This window comes from Amycolatopsis taiwanensis DSM 45107 (assembly GCF_000519205.1).
Classification (GTDB): domain Bacteria; phylum Actinomycetota; class Actinomycetes; order Mycobacteriales; family Pseudonocardiaceae; genus Amycolatopsis_E; species Amycolatopsis_E taiwanensis.
This window is the reverse complement of sequence record NZ_JAFB01000004.1, coordinates 190203-208628: the sequence shown is the minus strand read 5'-3', so window position 1 is coordinate 208628 and position 18426 is coordinate 190203. Positions and strand designations below refer to the sequence as shown.

Annotated in this window: 16 protein-coding genes and 1 pseudogene; 10 read left to right on the top strand and 7 right to left on the bottom strand. The window is 69.1% G+C overall.

Annotation, left to right across the window (positions count from 1 at the left end; genetic code table 11):
- Positions 1–12: 12 nt before the first annotated feature.
- The 5 genes from A3CU_RS0103425 to A3CU_RS0103400 all read left to right on the top strand — a co-directional run bounded on the left by A3CU_RS0103425 (position 13) and on the right by A3CU_RS0103400 (position 6657).
- Positions 13–933 carry a LysR family transcriptional regulator gene (locus A3CU_RS0103425; protein WP_027941076.1) on the top strand — a complete coding sequence of 307 codons (921 nt, stop codon included), beginning with the start codon at positions 13–15 and terminating at the stop codon, positions 931–933.
- A gap of 599 nt (positions 934–1532) precedes the next feature.
- Positions 1533–2282, top strand: a complete 750-nt coding sequence (locus tag A3CU_RS0103415) for an ABC transporter ATP-binding protein (protein ID WP_043840575.1) — start codon at positions 1533–1535, stop codon at positions 2280–2282.
- On the top strand, positions 2279–4792 hold the full coding sequence (locus A3CU_RS0103410; protein ID WP_027941073.1) for an ABC transporter permease: 2514 nt from the start codon (positions 2279–2281) through the stop codon (positions 4790–4792). The genes A3CU_RS0103415 and A3CU_RS0103410 overlap by 4 nt, the downstream gene beginning before the upstream one ends.
- A 9-nt stretch (positions 4793–4801) precedes the next feature.
- Positions 4802–6025 (top strand): sensor histidine kinase, encoded by a 1224-nt coding sequence (locus A3CU_RS0103405; protein WP_027941072.1) that lies wholly within the window; start codon positions 4802–4804, stop codon positions 6023–6025.
- Positions 6013–6657, top strand: coding sequence for a response regulator transcription factor (locus A3CU_RS0103400; RefSeq protein ID WP_027941071.1), 645 nt, complete (start codon positions 6013–6015; stop codon positions 6655–6657). The genes A3CU_RS0103405 and A3CU_RS0103400 overlap by 13 nt, the downstream gene beginning before the upstream one ends.
- 353 nt (positions 6658–7010) lie before the next feature.
- On the opposite strand, the gene A3CU_RS0103395 is transcribed toward A3CU_RS0103400, so the two are convergent.
- From A3CU_RS0103395 to A3CU_RS0103385, 3 genes are all read right to left on the bottom strand, one after another.
- Positions 7011–7199: a hypothetical protein gene (locus A3CU_RS0103395; protein WP_027941070.1), complete on the bottom strand. Its 189-nt coding sequence runs from the start codon at positions 7197–7199 to the stop codon at positions 7011–7013.
- Positions 7200–7244: 45 nt separating this feature from the next.
- Positions 7245–8072 (bottom strand): class I SAM-dependent methyltransferase, encoded by an 828-nt coding sequence (locus tag A3CU_RS0103390; RefSeq protein WP_027941069.1) that lies wholly within the window; start codon positions 8070–8072, stop codon positions 7245–7247.
- Between the two features lie 141 nt (positions 8073–8213).
- Complete coding sequence (locus A3CU_RS0103385) at positions 8214–8570, bottom strand: ArsR/SmtB family transcription factor (protein ID WP_027941068.1); 357 nt, start codon at positions 8568–8570, stop codon at positions 8214–8216.
- A gap of 133 nt (positions 8571–8703) precedes the next feature.
- Here A3CU_RS0103385 and A3CU_RS0103380 point away from each other — a divergent pair, with 133 nt between their 5' ends.
- Complete coding sequence (locus A3CU_RS0103380) at positions 8704–10599, top strand: heavy metal translocating P-type ATPase (protein ID WP_084143071.1); 1896 nt, start codon at positions 8704–8706, stop codon at positions 10597–10599.
- Between the two features lie 71 nt (positions 10600–10670).
- Here the strand turns inward: A3CU_RS0103380 and A3CU_RS0103375 are convergent, their stop codons facing one another.
- The gene (locus tag A3CU_RS0103375) at positions 10671–11336 is read right to left on the bottom strand and encodes an L-2-amino-thiazoline-4-carboxylic acid hydrolase (RefSeq protein WP_027941066.1); all 666 of its coding nucleotides are present in this window, start codon (positions 11334–11336) and stop codon (positions 10671–10673) included.
- Between the two features lie 199 nt (positions 11337–11535).
- On the bottom strand, positions 11536–12870 hold the full coding sequence (locus A3CU_RS0103370; RefSeq protein WP_052371419.1) for an erythromycin esterase family protein: 1335 nt from the start codon (positions 12868–12870) through the stop codon (positions 11536–11538).
- 61 nt (positions 12871–12931) lie between these two features.
- On the opposite strand from A3CU_RS0103370, the gene A3CU_RS0103365 reads away from it, so the two are divergent.
- A complete protein-coding gene (locus tag A3CU_RS0103365) occupies positions 12932–13468 on the top strand; it encodes a helix-turn-helix domain-containing protein (protein WP_027941064.1) in 537 nt (178 codons plus the stop codon).
- Between the two features lie 73 nt (positions 13469–13541).
- Here A3CU_RS0103365 and A3CU_RS0103360 read toward each other — a convergent pair whose 3' ends face one another.
- Positions 13542–14750: a DUF418 domain-containing protein gene (locus tag A3CU_RS0103360; protein ID WP_027941063.1), complete on the bottom strand. Its 1209-nt coding sequence runs from the start codon at positions 14748–14750 to the stop codon at positions 13542–13544.
- Between the two features lie 123 nt (positions 14751–14873).
- Between A3CU_RS0103360 and A3CU_RS0103355 the strand changes: the two genes are divergently transcribed.
- Complete coding sequence (locus A3CU_RS0103355; protein WP_211246331.1) at positions 14874–15635, top strand: TetR/AcrR family transcriptional regulator; 762 nt, start codon at positions 14874–14876, stop codon at positions 15633–15635.
- 41 nt (positions 15636–15676) lie between these two features.
- A pseudogene (locus A3CU_RS54280) lies at positions 15677–16171 on the top strand (DUF4291 domain-containing protein); the annotation flags it as partial.
- Between the two features lie 4 nt (positions 16172–16175).
- Here the strand turns inward: A3CU_RS54280 and A3CU_RS43325 are convergent.
- Complete coding sequence (locus A3CU_RS43325) at positions 16176–17351, bottom strand: MFS transporter (RefSeq protein ID WP_425388218.1); 1176 nt, start codon at positions 17349–17351, stop codon at positions 16176–16178.
- A 69-nt stretch (positions 17352–17420) separates the two neighbouring features.
- Here A3CU_RS43325 and A3CU_RS0103345 point away from each other — a divergent pair, with 69 nt between their 5' ends.
- Complete coding sequence (locus A3CU_RS0103345; protein ID WP_027941061.1) at positions 17421–18365, top strand: ArsR/SmtB family transcription factor; 945 nt, start codon at positions 17421–17423, stop codon at positions 18363–18365.
- The last annotated feature ends 61 nt before the right edge of the window (positions 18366–18426 follow it).

Sequence of the window (18426 nt, the reverse complement as noted above, 5' to 3'; positions counted from 1 at the left end):
CGATCGGTCTGTGTGGAGCTGAAGCATCTCTCGACCTTTGTCGTGGTGGCTCAGCGGTTGAACTTCACCGGCGCCGCGCAAGAGTTGGGCTACGTGCAGTCCAGTGTCACCGCGCACATCAAAGCCCTCGAGAGGGACCTCGGGGTGCCGCTCTTCGACCGGCTCGGCCGCCGGGTCGTGCTCACCGACGCGGGCCGTGAGCTTCGTAACCATGCCCAGAATCTCCTGAACTACGCCGAGCAGGCCGTGGAAGCGGTACAAGGAGCGGGCGGTGACCCAGGGCGAGTACGCGGCACCTTGCGCATCGCCGCGCCGGAGAGCCTGTGCGCGCACCGCCTGCCACCGGTGTTGCGTGCGTTGAAGAACAGCTTTCCGCTCCTACAGGTGTCGTTCGGCGCGGCGAGCAGCACCTCGCTGATGGCCTCGCTCAGCGAGGGCTACCTGGACGCCGGGTTTCTCCTCGAGGAGGAGGTGAGCGGGCCCATGGTGACCGCCGATCGGCTGGCGGAGGAGGAGCTGCGCCTGGTCGCCGGGCCGGAACATCACCTCGCCCGGAAGAAGGTCGTCCGCACCGTGGATCTGGCCGAGGAGACGCTGCTGCTCATCGAGAAAGGTTGCGCACAGCGCGAGGTGATGGACCGAGAGCTGAAACAGGCCGCTATCCGACCCGCAACCATGGAGTTCGTCAGCACAGAAGCCGTCAAACGGTGTGCCGAGGCCGGCCTGGGTGTGGCCCTGCTGCCGCGCACCACAGTCGCCGACGAAATCGGTCGCGGCAAACTCACCGCACTGCCGTGGACCTCCCGCCCCGTCCTCGGCGTCTATTTCGTTCTCCACAAAGACCGCCGGCCCACCGCCGCTCTTGCCGCACTCACGGCACTCGCTCGAGCCGAATGGTCCGACGCACCGGCGACAAGACCGAGAGCGCGGTGACCTGTTTAGCCACGAACGTCAAAGGCTTGGCTCGAAGACCACGAGCTGGACGCTGAGCTCGACAAACTTTCTGCGTCGCAGCGCTAGAATCCTCGGCCGACGTGCCGTGATCCCTTGCCTGATGGATTTCCGCGCTACGACCAGAGGTTGCTGATGACCTACGCATCACCGCCGCAGCCGTACGTGCACCCGGTCCCACCGAAACGGCGAACCGGCGTGATGGCGGGCATCGTGATCGCGATCGTACTTGTGCTCGTTGGTCTCGTCGTCGGTTCTCCGCCAACGCCACTCTGAGCCTGGAGCACCAGGACGGCGGGTGGTGCGTGTCCGAAATCGAGGGCGTCGCGGGCTAGGCCGTCGTCAGCGGTCGTCGCCGCCCTGAACTTGTCGTCCAATGTCTTGACCTGCGATGTCCGGAGCTGCACGACATGGTCGCGCAGCAGGAGCCACGCCTGGTCGACCACACCGCGGTGCACACTCGTGCGGTCGCGTTCAGTTGTGGCCAGTCCTGTTGCGTGGGTCACGTATGGACAGCCCTACCCCGGCGATCATTGCCTGCCCGGTGGGTTCGGGATCCGCATCAACTTAGCATTTCGGACATGGTTCTGGTGCGGAATTCACAGGATGCTCCACCGCGTGACGTGGTCGAGGTGGTTGGTGTCACGAAGGTCCATCCTGGCGGGGTGCGGGCGCTCGACGGCGTGACCGTCGGCTTCGGGCAGGGGTCGTTCACAGCGGTGATGGGGCCGTCGGGCTCGGGCAAGTCGACGTTGCTTCACTGCGCGGCGGGATTGGATCGGCCCACCTCGGGGCAGGTCGTGCTGGCCGGCCAGGACATCGGCGCGCTGCGGGAGCCGAAGCTGACCGCGGTGCGGCGGGCACACGTCGGTTTCGTGTTCCAGTCGTTCAACCTCGTCGACTCGCTGTCGGTGTGGGACAACGTGCTGCTGCCGCAGCAGTTGGCCGGTGCGCGGCCGGACCGGAGCTGGGCGAAGGAACTGCTCGCCCGCGTCGGGCTCGCCGGACGGGAGAAGGCGCGGCCGGGCGAGCTGTCCGGCGGGCAGCAGCAGCGGGTGGCGCTGGCCCGCGCGCTGGCCGGCCGGCCCGAGGTCATCTTCGGCGACGAGCCGACCGGGGCGCTGGACCTGTCCACCGGGCGCGAGGTGCTCGGGCTGCTGCGCCGGTTTGTCGACGAGCTGGGTGCGACGGTCGTGATGGTGACCCACGATCCGGCCGCGGCCGGGTGGGCCGACCGCGTGGTGTTCCTCGCCGACGGCCGGATCGCGGACGATATGGCCGCCCCCACGGCCGAGAAAGTGGCGACGCGGATGATGGAGCTGACCCGATGATGACGGCGAAGCTGGCGATGGCGAGCGTGCGGCACCGCCTCGGGTCGTTCGCGGGTACGTTCCTCACGGCGTTCCTGGCGGTCGCGCTGATCGCCGGCAGCGGTCTGCTGCTGTGGTCGGTGCTGACCGCCGGGCCGGGGGCGGACCGGTTCGCCGCGGCGGATGCGGTGGTGGCGGGTGAGCGTTCGGTCGTGTTGACCACGGCGACGGACAAGGGCGACAAGGTCAAGGTCAAGACCAAGGACGAACGGCTCACCGGAGCGCAGCCGTTGCCTCAGGAGGTGGCCGGCACGGTCGCCGCCACGCGCGGCGTGGCCGAGGCCGTCGCCGACTACGCCTTCCCCGTTGCGCTCGACGTCGAAGGGAAGCCGCTCGGCGTGCCCGACGCCACGACCGTGGCACACGGCTGGTCGTCCGCGGCGCTGACCCCCTACCCGCTCCGGGAGGGCGCCGCGCCGCGGACAGGAGAGGTCGTGCTCCAGCGGCAGTTCGGCGTCCACATCGGACAGACGGTGCGGCTGACCACCCGCACGGGTGCCCGTGACCTGCGTGTCGCCGGCGTCACCGAGGGGGATGTGCCGGGCCAGGCGGCCGTGTTCGTCACGGACTCGCAGGTCGCCGAGCTGTCCGGGCTGACCGGGCCGACTGCGGTCGGCGTGCGATTCGAGTCCGGAGTGGACGGTGCAGCGGCGCTCACGCAACTGCAAAACCGGCTCGGCGGGGCCGCTACCGTCTACACCGGAACGGACAAGGTGGCCGGCGACCTGCCCGGCGCGGTACCCGACTACATCGGCGCCATCTCCATCTTCGGGTTCGTCCTCGGCATCACCGGGTTCGCGGCGGTGTTCGTGCTCATCGGCACGGTGTCGCTCGCGGTCCGGCAGCGCCTGCGCGAACTCGCGCTGCTGCGCACGGCGGGCGCCACCCCACGGCAGTTGCGCCGGATGCTTCGCATGGAGATCTCGCTCGTGACGTTGGTCGCGGCCGTGCCGGGGCTGCCCGCCGGGGTACTGGCGGCGGAACTCATAGCCGGCCGGTTCCGCGAACTCGGCGCCGTACCGCCGCAGTTCACCGTGTCGCTCAACGCGATCGTGCTCATCGCCGCGGTCGTCCTCGGGCTGTTGGTGACGGTGCTCGCCACCGGGGTCGCGGCATCGCGGGCGGTGCGGATCATGCCGACCCAGGCGCTGCGGGAGACCGTCACGGTCGGTCGCGTCGGCCGGCTACCCCGGACCATCGTCGCGGCCGTGCTGGTCGCCGGTGCGGTCGCGGTGCTCAGCCTCGTGCCGCTCGGTGGCCCGTTCGGCATGGGCATGGGATTCGTTTCCTGCTCGCTGCTCCTGTGCGCGGCGGCCGCACTCGGGCCGATTCTGGTCGGTGCGCTGACCGCCGTGCTGTCCCGGCTGGCCGCACTGACCGGGGTGCTCGGCCGGGTGGCGGGTGCCATGACCCGAGCGGAGAGCAGGCGTGTCGTCGGAGTCGCGATCCCGCTGACGCTGATGTTCGCGATCAACGCCACGATGCTGCTCAACGGTGACATCCTCAGCGCGGTGACCGCCGGTCAGCAGGCCACGCGGATGGCGCCGGCCACCATTCGGGTCGCCGCCACCAACGCGCCAGGCCTACCGCTCGCCACCGCTACGCAGGTCGCCGCCCTGCCCGCGGTGACGGGCTCGGCGGCCACGTTGGGCACCCGTGTCGTCGTCGACGAGGGCGGCAAGCCGGAGGACTACGCCGCCCAGGGCCTGCTGGCCACCGGTGAGCGGGCCCTCGACCTCGGTGTCACAGTCGGCGACCTGGCGAACCTGGGCGACGGGGCGGTCGCCGTGAGCGGCCCGCTCGCCGAGTCCCGAGGGTGGCAGGTGGGCGACCGGCCCGCGTTCTGGCTGGCCGACAGCACTCGTGTCGAGCTGACCGTCGTCGCTGTCTACACCAACTGGCGCGGATTCGGCGATCTGGTGCTGCCCGGTGGCCTCGTGGCCGCACACGACCCTCGTGGCCTCGTCAATGCCCTGTACCTGCGCGGGGCGCCGGACGTGGCCTCGGCGGTGGCCGACCGGTGGCCCACCCTCGCGGCGACCGACGCCCAGGATCCGCGAGCCGGCACCGCGGACGTGCAGAACCAGCAGGCGGCGTGGGAGCTGATGGTGGTCATCTCGCTCGGCTTCACCGCGATCGCCGTGGTCAACACGTTCGCCATCGCCACCGGCGCGCGCCGCCGCGAGTTCGCCGACCTGCGCCTGGCCGGCGCCACCGCCCGGCAGCTGCACCGCATGCTGGGTCGCGAGACGCTCATCACGGTCGCCGTGGCCCTCGTGCTGGGCTGCGTGATCAGCGGCGCGGTGGTGAGCACGTTCAGTGTCGCGCAGGACGGACAGTGGCGGCTGTTCGCCGAACCCCTGCGGTATTTGGAGATGCTCGGCGGCGTGGGACTGCTCGGCGTGGTCGCCGGGGCGGTGCCGGCCCGGATTGTGATCGGGCGCCGGTCACTGCCCGCGATCAAAGGCTAGGTTGATCGGGTGTTCCGCCGTGCGGCCGGGGCGTTGGCCTACCTGCTGACCAGCCTGGTGCTGGGGCTCGCCACCTTCGTGTGGGCCCTGGTCACCACGCTGGTCAGCGGCGTGCTGTCCTTCACCTACCTCGCGCCGCCCGTGTTCCTCGTGGTCACGTGGGTGACCCGCCGGATCACCGGCCTGGAGCGGCTGCGGGTGGCGCTGGTGCTGGGCCGGCCGGTCGAGCCGCCGTACGAGCCGGTGCCCGGCGCAAACCCGTGGGCGCGTGGCCGGGCACTGCTCCGCGACCCGGCGACCTGGCGGGACCTCGCGTGGCTGTTGCTGTTGTTGCCGGCCGGGCTGGCCGGACTGGCCGGGCTGGCCGCCGCGGCGGTGGACCTGGCCGTGATCGTCGCACCGGCCTGGTTGTGGGCGGTGCCCAACCCGTACCTTCCGCCGGTCGTCGACTGGTTGTTCAACACCACGGGTGGCCGGTTCGTGCTCACCGCCGTCGGGCTGGCGTTGGCGCCGGTGGGATCGTGGCTGGCCACCATGGCGGCCCGGCTGCAGGCACGGGTAGCGGCGAGGCTGCTCGAACCTGGCCCCCGACAGCGCATCGCCCAGCGCGTCCGCCAGCTCGCCGCGACACGCCGTCGAGTGGTCGACGCGCAGGCCGCCGAGCTGCGGCGGATCGAGCGCGACCTGCACGACGGCGCGCAGGCCCGGATCGTGGCCGCCGGCATGACGCTCGCGCTGGCCGACCGCAAGATGCGCACGTCCGGGCAGCCGGCCCGCGACGACGTGCGCCTCGCCCGGCGGCAGCTCGACGACGCGCTTGCCGAGCTGCGCAGGCTGGTCCGGGGCATCCACCCGCCGATCCTCACCGACCGGGGGCTGGTCGCCGCGCTCGCCGCGCTCGCAGGTGACGCGCCACTGCCCGTCGAGGTGCGTGCGGACGGGCTGGGCGAGGTGGCGCCAGCGGTTGAGTCGGCGGCCTACTTCGTCGCCGCCGAGTCCCTCGCCAACACCGTGAAACACGCCGAAGCGAGTTCGTGCACGATTGCCATCACCCGCACGGCCGGCACCCTTACCGTCGAGGTCCGCGACGACGGCCGGGGCGGAGCGGACCCGTCGGGGTCCGGTTTGGACGGTCTGCGACGGCGGGTCGAGGCGCTCGATGGCACGATCTCGGTCACCAGTCCGGTCGGAGGGCCGACCGTCGTCCACACGGAGCTGCCATGCGCATTGTGATCGCCGAGGATCTCCTGCTGTTGCGGGACGGGCTGGTGCGGATCCTCACTGACACCGGCCATACGGTCGTCGCCGCCGTGGCAGGCGCACCGGAACTGGAGGAGGCGGTGGCCGAGCACCGTCCCGATCTGTCTATTGTGGACGTCAGGTTGCCGCCGGGGTTCCGGGACGAGGGGCTGCGCGCCGCGCTGGCCATCCGCCGTGGCCAGCCGAAGACGCCGATTTTGATCCTGTCGCAGTACGTGGAGCGGGTTTACGCTGCGGAGCTGATCGCCGACGGTCAGGGCGCGGTCGGTTATCTGCTCAAGGATCGGGTGACCGCGCTGGACGAGTTCCTCGACGCCATCGAGCGGGTGGCGGCGGGTGGCACTGTGATGGACCCAGAGGTCGTGCGGCAACTGTTCGCCCGCAACAACGGCGACCGGGGCATCGCGGCGCTCACCGCCCGGGAACGGGAGGTGCTGGGGCTCGTCGCACAGGGGCTGTCGAACTCGGCGATCTGTGCCGAGTTGGTGCTCGCGCCTCCCTCGGTGGAGAAGCACATCAGCAACATCCTCACCAAGCTCGACCTGCCCCCGTCCGACGACACCCACCGTCGGGTACGAGCGGTGCTCGCCTACCTCAACCAGTGACCCGGGGGTGGCGGCGCGGCCGGCGGTTCCTACTGACTCGACTGCGCGCGAGCGTGGGGCGTCGCCACACCTGCGGTATAGGGGATGACCGGAGTTGGCCGAGCGTAACGGTTCGGCGTTTTCGTGCGGGGCGCGTGGCCGAACCTGGATAAACTGCCGATATGGACGACCGGGAGGGTTCCAGACCCTGGGGAAGGTCGGACTTCTCCTCGGAATTTCGGTGTCGTTGCCGCTTGCGGTCGTCGCCGCCGCGCTGGACTCCGACCCCGAGTTTTCCTTTGCCATCAAGCTGTTTACCGCTTGGCTCTTCATCCTTCCTGCAGCCCTGTTGATGGGTGGTGCGATCGGTGGACTCAGGGTTCCGTCACCGGGTTCCACGCTATCGCCGCGACCACCGGCGACGGTCCGGCCAGGGACTGGTTGCTGAAAATCTCGACCGAGCTTTTCGGCAAATTGGCGGAGGCGGCACGGATCGCCGAGCATGGACAAGCCATCGCGCCGGCCAGGAAGCAGATCACCCGGCCGACAACGAAGCGGCTCATGGGTCGGTTGACCGACCTCGAGTGGTCAGCAGTTGGTTCGGCGAATCAGCGAAAAGCGGCGGTCGTTCGTGACGCCCGAAGTTCCGTGAGATATCGCTTGGTCACCCGGCCTCCGTATCGCCTGTCGATGAGTTTGGCGATGCACTCCAGCAGTCCCTCCCTGGCCTCCGGCGGCAGCGCCCGGTGGCCGGAGTAGGTCCGCAGCACCTCCAGGTACTCGGCCGTGGTGTAGGTCAGGTCCCACTCGTAACGCCGGAAGATGACAGGGCCGAAACGGCCGCTGCGTGCGACCTCATCCGCGTGGTCCGAGGTGTCGACGTCCTCTGCGGAAGGAAGTCGTAGCCCCGGGGGAGTGGCCGGATCGAAACGTTCGTAGCAGTTCTGGACCGCTACGAAGAATTCTTCGCTGCCGCCCGCCACATGCTGCGTGGCGACCACGGCGAGAGTGCCACCGGGCCGCAGCGCATCAGCGGCTTTTGCCATCCGCACCGCCGGATCAATCCAGTGGAACGCCGTTGCCGAGACGACCGCGTCGAACGGTTCCTCCGGCAGTGGCCAGGTCTCGAAGTCCGCTGTCACGATCTCCACGGTTTCGAACCCGGCGAGGTTGCGCCGGGCGACGGCGGCCATGTCCGCACCCAGTTCGACGGCCGTGATCCGGCAGCCCAACTCGGCGAGCGGCAAGGTCGCCTTGCCGGTGCCGGCTCCTACTTCAAGAACGCGACAGCCGGGGCCGATGCCGGCCACCTCGGTGAGGTCGTCGAACAGCTGTGGCGGATACCCGGGCCTGGCCCGGTCGTACAACTCTGCGTCCTCGTCGAAGGTCCGGCTCAGGTGGACACGGCGCGTTTCGTCAGGTGTGTCGTCGCGCATGACAGCACATTAGGCGGTATCCGGAACTTCAAGAGCGGAGCCAAAGAGTACGCGCCGAGGGTCGTCGTGCGGTGAAAGGGTCCGGCCGGACAGGTCAGGTCGTAGCGCCCCTGGCCAGGTCACCCTGCGCCACGACGTTCGTCAAGGAGCGGCGGCGGTCGCGGACTCGTCGGGGATGTTTCGGTCGATGTGGTCGGCGTGGAACAGGGCCTGCTTGAGCAGACGCCGCACGTGCTCGTCGGCAGCGGAGTAGTAGACGAAGGTGCCCTCACGGCGGCCCTTCACGAGGCCGGCAAGTCGGAGCTTCGCCAGGTGCTGGCTGACCGCGGTCGGCGCGGCCCCGGCGAGTTCGGCCAGGCACGCCACCGACGACTCGCCTTGTAGCAACGCCCACAGCACCTTGATCCGGGTCGGGTCGCCGAGCATGCGGAACGTCTCGGCAGCCAAGTGCACCTGCTCCTCGTTGGGCATCTCGAAGTCCGGCAGCGACGTGTGCATGGCTTCAGCATAACTTGCTTGCGCACATCCTTGCGTATCTGCGTGAGTGCGCATATATGCTTCCAGTGTGGCAATCGACTTGGAAACCGCAGCTCCCGCCGAGCGGGCTGTGTCGCGCACAACGCAGACAGGGATGTGGTCCCTGCCCGAGGTGCGGTGGGCCGCGATCGCGACCGGGCTGTTCGTGCTGGGCCTGGTCGCCCACGTGACCGACGGGCCCGGGTGGCTGTGGTGGACGCTGTGCCTGGCCTGTTATGTCACGGGCGGGTGGGAGCCGGGCCTGGCCGGGCTGCGGGCGCTCCGGGACAAGACGCTGGATGTCGACCTGCTGATGGTCGTCGCGGCGATCGGCGCCGCGGCCATCGGGCAGGTCTTCGACGGCGCTCTGTTGATCGTGATCTTCGCGACCTCCGGAGCGTTGGAGGCGGTCGCGACCAAACGCACCGAGGACTCCGTCCGTGGCCTGCTCGATATCGCCCCCGAGCGCGCCACCCGCCTGACCGGGACCGGCGAGGAGACCGTCGACACCGCCGAACTGCGGGTCGGCGAGGAGATCCTGGTGCGCCCCGGAGAGCGGATCGGCGGCGACGGCGAGGTCGTCGGCGGCGCCGGCGAGGTCGACCAGGCCACCATCACCGGTGAACCGCTGCCGGTCGACAAGACCGTCGGCGATGAGGTGTTCGCCGGCACCCTCAACGGAACCGGGGCGCTGCGAGTACGCATCACCCGCCCCGCCGCGGACACGGTGATCGCCCGGATCGTGGCGATGGTCGAGCAAGCCGGCGCCACCAAGGCCCGGAGCCAGCTGTTCATCGAGAAGATCGAACAGCGGTACTCGATCGGCATGGTCGCCGCGACCCTCGCCCTGTTCGCGATCCCCATGTTTTTCGGCGCCGAGCTACAGCCCACACTGCTGCGCGCGATGACGTTCATGATCGTTGCCTCGCCCTGCGCGGTGGTGCTGGCCACCATGCCGCCGCTGCTGTCCGCCATCGCCAACGCCGGGCGCCACGGCGTGCTGGTCAAATCGGCCGTCGTGCTGGAACAACTCGGCAGCGCCGACCAGGTCGCGTTCGACAAGACCGGCACTCTCACCGAAGGCAGCCCCCGGCTCGCGCAGATCTGCTCGCTCGGCCAAACCCACACGGATCACGACGTGCTGGGGTGGGCCGCCGCGGCGGAGAACGCCTCCGAGCACCCGCTCGCCCGCGCCGTTGTCGCCGCAGCCCGCGATGCCGGCCTGACCCTGGAACCCGCGGAGGAGTTCACCTCGGCTCCCGGCCGCGGCGTGGCCGCCCGGGTCGACGGTCGGCTCATCGAGATCGGCAGCCCCGTCCAACTCTGGAAAACCACCGGTCACGGCGAGCCCGACCTGGTAGTCAAGGCGGTCGCGGAAGTCGAGGACGCCGGCCAGACCGCCGTCCTGATCAGCGTCGACGGCATCCCCACCGCCGTTTTCGGCCTGTCAGACCGGATTCGTCCCGGTGCGGTGGACACCGTCGCCCGACTCACCACGCTGACGGGTAACCGGCCGATCCTGATCACCGGCGACAACAAGCGTGCCGCCGCGCGGCTCGCCGCCGAGGTCGGTATCGGTGATGTCCGAGCAGAGCTGTTGCCCCAGGACAAAGTGACCACCGTGCAGGACCTGGAATCGCGCGGCGGCAAGGTCGTGGTGGTCGGTGACGGCGTCAACGATGCTCCCGCCCTGGCCGCCGCACACGCCGGGATCGCGATGGGCCGCACCGGATCCGACCTCGCGCTCGACACCGCGGACGCGGTGATCACCCGCGACGAACTCGGCACCCTGCCCGCCGTGATCGCCCTGGCCCGCCGCGCTCGCCGACTCGTGATCGCCAACCTCGCGATCGCCGCGACCTTCATCGCGGTTCTCGTCGTCTGGGACCTGCTGGGCGCCCTGCCCCTCCCACTGGGCGTCGCCGGACACGAGGGATCCACCGTCATCGTCGGACTGAACGGCCTGCGCCTGCTCAGCTCCCGAGCCTGGCGCCGTGCCCTCGCCACCTAGGCCAGAGGGCGGTTTGGCCGAGGTGAGCCGGCGCCCGGCCGCGCTTGGCGCCGGCTCACCTTTGCTTTCCTTCAGTCCTTCTCGGTTCGGGTGCGTACGAAGTGGAACGGGCAGTGCGTTCCACCCAGTCCGATGGTGGTAGTCCGTTCGAACCGGAAGCCGTGCTTGCGAGGGTCGATAGCTTCGATCCAGTTCATGTCGAAGGCGCACATCATCGGAGTCAGTTCCGGTGCGCCGTTGGCAACGAGGACATTGTGGTAAAAGCACTCATGGACGTCGGCGAAGTGCTGGTCGTCGTCGTCGACCGGGTGCCGGAAGGTGAAGCCGGCGCCAAACGTGTGCTGTTCCCGGGATTTCGAGAGTTCCACCATGGCCCGGTACGGGTCGGGCGACGAGTCCAGCAACGCCTCGGTGCCCTGCCGGATGGCCTCGCTGAGCGGTTCGTTGAAGGCTGTCCCGATGAGGTCGGCGGCATCGTCACGGCCGAGTTCCGGCGTTAGTAACTCGTATGCGGCAACCAGCGCCAGCGTCATCCGCAGGTTGTGGACAGCGGCCTCGTCCACAATCAGGTTTTGGTTTGCCGCAGTCAGTTCTTCGTGCCGGGCGCGCATCGCGGCCAGCAGTTCTTCTTCCGGTAGTTCCCGCTCTCGCAGCGTGGCGGCGAGGTGGCCGAAGAAGCCGTCGATCACCGCGGCCGCATCGCCTTCCGGGTCGGGGAGGAATCGGTCGGTGGACATATTTCGTGGTTTCCTTCTCGTCGGGCTTGACCACGAGCACGGAAACAGCCACACCCGGCGGGCAAGCTGGCCGTGCTCGCAACCAAGCGAGCACGCCAGCGCGCTCCACCGACCACCGGCGCTGACGAACTTCATCTGATCTTGACGACCAAAGGCTACACCAGTTGAACAAGGACACACCGGCGATAGCCCTCGGCCGTCACCGCGACTTCCACTGGGAGAACGCCTCCTGCACGTCATGAGGCGCGTGGGCGAGGGCGGCATTGTCGGGTTCGGCCGCCGTGACGTGGGGGAGGTGAACGATGGCGTCGTAAGCATCCAGCGGGTTCACATCAGGGTAGAAAGGATTGAGACGCTGCTGGGAGACCGCGCGAACGGTGTCGGTGTCGGCCGGCGACAGCCGCCTGAGGTCGACGGCGAAGGGACCGGCACCGCTGGCGGCCATCAGTGCGTCGAGACTGCCGGGCCGGGGCGGCTCCAGGTCGGTGAAGAGCTTGCCGTCGTAGAAGTCGGCTCCGGTGTTGAGGGTTTGGCCGGTGCCGTTGGTGGTGCCGATGGCCAGATAGTCCGCGCCGAGCCGGTCGGCCAGGTGCATGCCCATCGTCGTCACGGGAGGCAGATCGGGCCAGATGCCGGGCCAGCGCTGGATGTGGCCGTTGTGGGCGGCCAGCACGATCCGGTCCTCCCGGCGCAGGATCCATTCGACGGTGTCCGCGATCGCGTTGTCACGGTTGAAGAACATGCTGCCCCGGTCGCCCTGTGCCATCGCGCGGGCGATCGCATCGATCGTGACCGTGAGGCGCAGCGATCGCAGTGCGCGCTCGTAGGCGTCGACGCCGGTCCGCTGCTGGTAGTCCAGACGCCGTCCCTCCATGCGTGCCATGAGGTTGGCCAGCCCGGCCGTGAGGGCGTCCCGGTGCTCGGGCTCGAGTTGCCCGTAGGCAGCGGCGGCCTTGGGAAGGGAGAACGCGGACGGCACGGCGAAGGCCGCGACCGTCTCCCGGATTCCCGAGTCCACTTCGAACGCCGGCTCCGCCTCCGCGAGGTAGGCGACGACGGCATTCAGGCCTGGCAGCAGCGATACATTCGAGCCGGACAGGTCGATGCCGTAGAAGCCAACGGGCCGGTCGGCAGTGTCATTGCGGTCATTGTGTTGCCGCATCCACTCCAGGTGGGCCCGCATCTCGGTCCACAGCCCCATCAAAGAGGTCATGCCGTTTGCCATGACCTTGCCGAGCTGGTCCGGACCGCCGCGGACCCAGCTGTCGGTCAGCCACCCCTCGACGAATCCCGATTCCATCGCGTAGGCGCCGAACCCGTGCCGTTCGACCAAGTACCGCGTCAGACGGTGACGCAGTTGATAAGACTCGCGGTTGTAGTGGGCGCTCTCGCCGATCGCCACAACTCGCGCGTCGCCGATCACCTCGTCCAGCCAGGTCAGGTCATCCTGCGGCCCGGCCGGATCCAGCGTGCGCAGTGGTCGTATCGCCTCGCTGCTCAGTCGAGCCCGCGTTGACGCGGTGTTCGTGATCACTCCGGCCTCCCTCGTTCATTCTCAATTTTGGGAACGGTACCAAATGTGGGATCGTTGGGGTATGGACCTACTCGACCTGGTGCTGCACCCAGTGCGACTGCGCATCACCTACGCCATGTCCGGCGGGCGGACGCGCACCACCGCGGAGCTGTGCGCGGCGCTGCCCGATGTGCCCAAGACCACCGTGTATCGGCACGTCGGCCTGCTGCTCGAGGGTGGGGTGCTGGAGGTGGCGGAGGAGCAGCGGGTGCGCGGAGCGGTCGAGCGGCGGTACCGGCTACGCCGGGACCGGCAGACGATCGATCCCGAGACCGGCGCGTCGATGTCCTTGGACGACCACCGCCACGGGTTCGCCGCGGCCATGGCCGCCCTGCACGCGGAGTTCAACGCCTATCTCGACCGGCCAGGAGCCGACCCGTTCGCCGATGCCATCGGCTACCGCCAGGGCATTCTCTGGCTCAGTCCCGACGAACACGCCGAGATGATCAGCGAGATGCGTCAGGTCTTCGCGTCACGGGCGGCCAACCAGCCCGCACCCGGCCGGAGTCCCCGAATGATGAGCCTGATCCAGTTCCCGACCGAAGAACACGACAAGTAAGCCCACTCCGCGCCGCTGGAGGTCCAGCTTTGCCTGCCGCACCTGAGAAGTACAGGTCGCGGGGCGACCGCGCCTACGAACGCCGGCCGTAGGCGAGCCGTCGAAGGACCCACTCCGCCGGGCCGGGCTTGCCGAGGCGGTCAAGCATGCGCGCCACCACGACGCTGATGAGCCAGACGGCGAACGCGATCACGACGCCGGCAATCGACTTGGTCGCGAAGCTGTTGCCCAAATCGAGCGTGTACGGCGCGAGGAGGATGATCCAGGCGACGGACTGGAACAGGTATCCGGACAGCGAGCGCTGTCCCAGCGCACACAGGGCCACCACCAAGCTGCCGCGCTTCCGCTTCCGAGACACGCGCAGTGCGATCAGGCCGAACAATGCGACGAAGCCCGGACCGGCGAACATGCCGGTTCCGCCGTGCAGGTAGGACATCAGCGATGCGGTCGACTCGTCGACGTGCAGCCAACCGGCGCTTGCCAGCCCCATGGGCAGTCCGCCCAGGGTTGAGATGCCGAGCCCGATCACCACGGTCCACCGCAGCAGCTGGCGGTGGGCTGCGGGATTCTCCAGCACGCCCCGGCGCGCAGCCCACATGCCCAGCCAGGTGATGAGGATGAACGGCAGCACGGTCAGTGTGTGCACCGGCCACTCGGTGAGGCGGTCGAGTACGGATCGGCCGTAGTCCGGGGCAGCGAGCGAGTCGACGTGCCCGAGTGGCAGTTCGGCGGTTCCGGCTTCCCCGGACAGAATCCGGATCGCCACCACGATGCCGAGGACCAGTACCTCCACAGTGGCGAGTCCCCACAGCCAGAGCACAACTTTGTGCACTCGGTCGTTCCGGTTCAGCAGGACGAGGGTCATCACTATCCCGACCAAGCCGTATGCCCCAAGGAAGTCTCCGTAGTACAGCAGCGCGGCGTGCACGAACCCGAAGACCACGAGCCACCCGTTGCGGCGCAGCAGCACCGACCGGACTCCCGCGGGTGAGGCGCCCGCGGCTCGCTGGCGGCGGGCCAGTTGCACCAGGCCGTAGCCGAACATGACCGCGAATACCGGATACCCGCGGGCGTGCAGCAAGGTGAACATGATCAGGTTGACGCCGCGGTCGGCGCCTTCCGGTGCCGGCTCGGCGCCCGGCTCCCCCGCGAACACCACGCCCGCGACATTCGCGAGCGCGATGATCAGCAGCATCGCGCCTCTGGCGAGGTCGGGCGCCAGCGCCCGTTCGCCGCGGCGGACCGGCCCCCTGCCCGGTGGCGCCTCGGTGTTGGTGGTCATCTCCGACTTCCTCCCGATCTCGGTCCGAACGACGCATCTTTTGTATACTATAGAAACTATGTCTAGTAAACTAATGGGGCGTGTCATGATGATCGGGCAGGTGGTGGGGCTCCAGGAGGATCAGTGGCCAGCGACGATGACGTGCCCGTGGAGCTACGCAGGCTTTGGGGGTTGGCCAGCCCCTCGCGGCTGGGCCGGCCGGCCGAGCTCGACGTGGGCCGGGTCGTGGGTACCGCCGTCGAACTGGCCGACCGCGACGGACTCCCCGGCGCGACGCTGCCCAAGGTCGCGAAGGCGCTGGGGTTCACGACCATGTCGCTGTATCGCTACGTCGGCTCCAAGGACGAACTGCTCGTGCTGATGACCGACGCCGGGACAGGCGAACCCCCGGAGATCACCGCCTCCACCTGGCGCGACGGCCTGCTGCAGTGGGCCACCGCGCTGTGGGAGCTGTACCTGCGGCGCCCGTGGTTGGTGCGGGTCCCGGTCTCCGGCCCGCCGTCCGGGCCGAACCAGATCGCCTGGCTGGAGTCCGCGCTGGCGATCCTCCGGGACACCGGCCTCGATTGGGCGCAGAAGCTCGGCGCGGTCGGCCTGCTGGGCGGGTACGCGCGCCAGGCCGCGACCCAGGCCCACGACCTGGCCGCAGGACGGGCCCCGGACGTCGACCAACCGAGCGCCGAGCGGGACTACGGCCGCGCACTGGCGCGGCTCGTGGACAGCGACCGGTTTCCCGAGGTGGCCAGTCTGTTCGCGTCGACCCTGTTCGAGGCCCCGACGCCGGAAGCCACCGAGGATCCGGCGGGCAACGATTTCATCATCGGCCTGCAATTCGTCCTCGACGGAATCGACAGCGCCATCGAACGCGCCGGCGGCGAGCAGTAATTCGCTCGCCGGCCGAGTCGGTTGGCTGCACGCTTTACAGCATGGAAGAACCACGACACCGGATCCGCGCACTCCACACGGCATCCACTGTCACCGTCTATCAGGCATACTCCCCGGCCATCGGCGGGCCCGCTGTCCACAATGGCCGCTTTTCCGCGGCGTGGAAGCGGGACCGGATGACATGGATCAAGCCGTCGTTCCTGTGGATGATGTACCGCTGCGGCTGGGGTACGAAGCCGGGTCAGGAGACCGTCCTCGCCGTCGAGATCTCGCGCGACGGCTTTGAGTGGGCGTTGCGGCATGCGTGTCTTTCGAGCTACCAGCCGGGGCTGCATTCCGACCGCAGTACCTGGCAACGTCAGCTGAAGAACTCTCCCGCCCGCGTCCAGTGGGATCCCGAGCGCGACCTGCACCTGCGGCCCCTTCCGTATCGCTCGCTGCAACTCGGGCTCTCCGGCGAAGCCGTACGACGTTACGCGGACGAGTGGACGGTCGCTATCAGGGACGTGACTCCGCTCGCCCGTGAGATCCACGCGCTGGTCAGCGACGGCGATCTCGATTCTGCTGCCCGCCTGTTGCCGCAGGAGCGCCCGTACCCAGTTGCGGACGAACTGCTGACACACCTTCGTCCTTCTCCTGCTGCACCGATTTCAGCAGCGCAAAGGCAGCAGCGGAACTAACAGACCCAAGCAGTGGCGCGAGCCAGAGCGGCAGCACACCGACGGCAAGCGAACCTAGCGCGAATCCGGCTCCCTGCACCGCGAAGGAGACCGAAAAGCCTTCCGCGCGCCTGCCTTCCGGCAGGAGCCGCTGCATCGCGACCGACGCCGTCGTCACCAGTGGCCCGACGCTCAACCCGATCAACATTGCGCCGGCGATCAGTCCGGGCCAGCCGAGATCCGCCGCGACGGTGACCCCGCCAAGCACGAACCCGCCCAGGAACAGGCCGGGTTTCAACCTGGACCCGCGCCACGCATACAGGGCGCTGCCCACGATGCTCGACCCGCTGAGCACCGCGATCACGAGGCCGGCCAGTGCGGCCGGGGCGCCGAGCCGCTCAACGAGGGGCAGCGGGGCGACTTCGATCGTCGACAGCAGGTGCCCGATCGCGAACTGGCACGCCAGCCAGGGCAGTGCCGCGCGAATCGGCAAGGCCGGCCGGTCCGCTCGCGCGGTTCGGCGGTGTTCCCGGCTCGGGACCAGCAGTGCCGAAAGCACGCAGGCGGTCGCCATCCCGGCCAGCGGCAGCAGCGAGCCGCCCATCCCGAGCAGGGAAACCAATACCGGCCCGGCGATCAGCACGCCTTCGAGAATCATCGCGTCCACTGCGACGGCCCGCGGCAGTTGCCCGTCCGGAACGGTGCCGGCCAGCAGCGTGCGAAACCCACCGTTCAGACCGCCCTCGATCGCGCCGGGAATCACCACGAGTGCGAGCACGAGCGGCCCGTCGGAAACGGTCAGCAGGGCGGTGAATCCAGCGGCGGAACTCATCAGCAGCAGCCGAAGACCCCGGCTCGGACCGATCCGGTCGAGGAGTCGCCCGGCCGGGATCGAGCCCAGCAGTCCGGCCACCACGAACACCGACATCAGCACGCCACCGAGCCGGTAGGAGCCGGTGATCGCGGTGGCCAGCAGGGTGAAGGCGAGCGGGGCCATGGTCGCGGGCAGCCGGGCGAGTTGCACTCCGGCGGACCACCGCCAGTACGAGGGTGTCACCAGCACAGCCTCGGCCGGAGCTGGAGCGAGGCATACTGATTCGGTTATCTCCGAAAGAACGAGCTGACCGTGATCGAGCTGGAGCTGGTTTCGCCGAGCACGCACCGGCTGCGCTTCGGCGTCTCCCCGCTGGAAGAGGCGATCGGCGCGGTGCGGGTGATCCTCGGGCTGCGTGGTCATCCGGCATACCGGCCTTGGCTCGAGTCGGTCGCCGAGATCGCGCTGCCGATCGACGAGTTGCGTGCGGTGCTGTCCGGCCGGACCTACATCACCGACTTCCTCAGCCCGCCCCCGGAAGGTCCGGAGACCACGGCCGAGGCCCAACTGGCCGAGATACGCCGGACGCCACCCGCGCAGGTGGCAGCCGAGCTGGCGATGGTCGACGCGGATCTGACCGGTTTGCCGGAAGATCCCGCGCGCGCCCGCGACCTGCTCGCCGACCAGATGGGTCTGGTGTGGACCGAACTGGTTTCTCCGCACTGGCCGCGAATCCGGGCCACCCTGAGCGAAGACATCGCCTACCGCTCGCGCCGGCTTGCCCAGGGCGGGATCGGGTTGGCGTTGTGCGACCTTCATCCCAGCGTGCGGCTGGCCGGCGACCTGCTGCTTGTCGAGACCCGGGGCCGGGCACGCGGCCGGCTCGATCGGCGTGGGCTGCTCTTGCTGCCGTGCGTTTTCGCCTGGCCCGGGGTCGGCCTGATGTTGGTGCCGCCGTGGCAGCCGTCGTTGTTGTATCCGGCACGCGGGGTCGCCCGGCTGTGGACCGGGGAGCCCGTCCCCGACGACCGGCTCGCGGCCGCGTTCGGACGGACCAAGGCCGCGCTGTTGGTTGCCTTGGCCGAGCCGGCGAGCACCTCCGAGTTGGCCGCGCGGTTCGGCCTCGCGGCCAGCACGGTCTCGGCGCATCTGACGGCCTTGCGGGACGTGGGACTGCTCACCGCGGGCCGAGCCGGGCACAAGGTGAAATACCGGCTGAGCGATCTTGGCGAATCGCTGCTGGCGGGCCTGTTCTGACAACCGTGCCAGACCGGGAGAAAACCTACGGAACTTCACAGCCCGAGCAGTTGATCCCGGT

Bases quoted from the DNA above. Each gene is read 5' to 3' on its own strand.
- A3CU_RS0103415 (WP_043840575.1), top strand. From the start codon at position 1,533: ATGGTTCTGGTGCGGAATTCACAGGATGCTCCACCGCGTGACGTGGTC.
- A3CU_RS0103410 (WP_027941073.1), top strand. From the start codon at position 2,279: ATGATGACGGCGAAGCTGGCGATGGCGAGCGTGCGGCACCGCCTCGGG.
- A3CU_RS0103400 (WP_027941071.1), top strand. From the start codon at position 6,013: ATGCGCATTGTGATCGCCGAGGATCTCCTGCTGTTGCGGGACGGGCTG.
- A3CU_RS0103395 (WP_027941070.1), bottom strand. From the start codon at position 7,199: ATGAGCCGCTTCGTTGTCGGCCGGGTGATCTGCTTCCTGGCCGGCGCG.
- A3CU_RS0103390 (WP_027941069.1), bottom strand. From the start codon at position 8,072: ATGCGCGACGACACACCTGACGAAACGCGCCGTGTCCACCTGAGCCGG.
- A3CU_RS0103385 (WP_027941068.1), bottom strand. From the start codon at position 8,570: ATGCACACGTCGCTGCCGGACTTCGAGATGCCCAACGAGGAGCAGGTG.
- A3CU_RS0103380 (WP_084143071.1), top strand. From the start codon at position 8,704: ATGTGGTCCCTGCCCGAGGTGCGGTGGGCCGCGATCGCGACCGGGCTG.
- A3CU_RS0103375 (WP_027941066.1), bottom strand. From the start codon at position 11,336: ATGTCCACCGACCGATTCCTCCCCGACCCGGAAGGCGATGCGGCCGCG.
- A3CU_RS0103365 (WP_027941064.1), top strand. From the start codon at position 12,932: ATGGACCTACTCGACCTGGTGCTGCACCCAGTGCGACTGCGCATCACC.
- A3CU_RS0103360 (WP_027941063.1), bottom strand. From the start codon at position 14,750: ATGACCACCAACACCGAGGCGCCACCGGGCAGGGGGCCGGTCCGCCGC.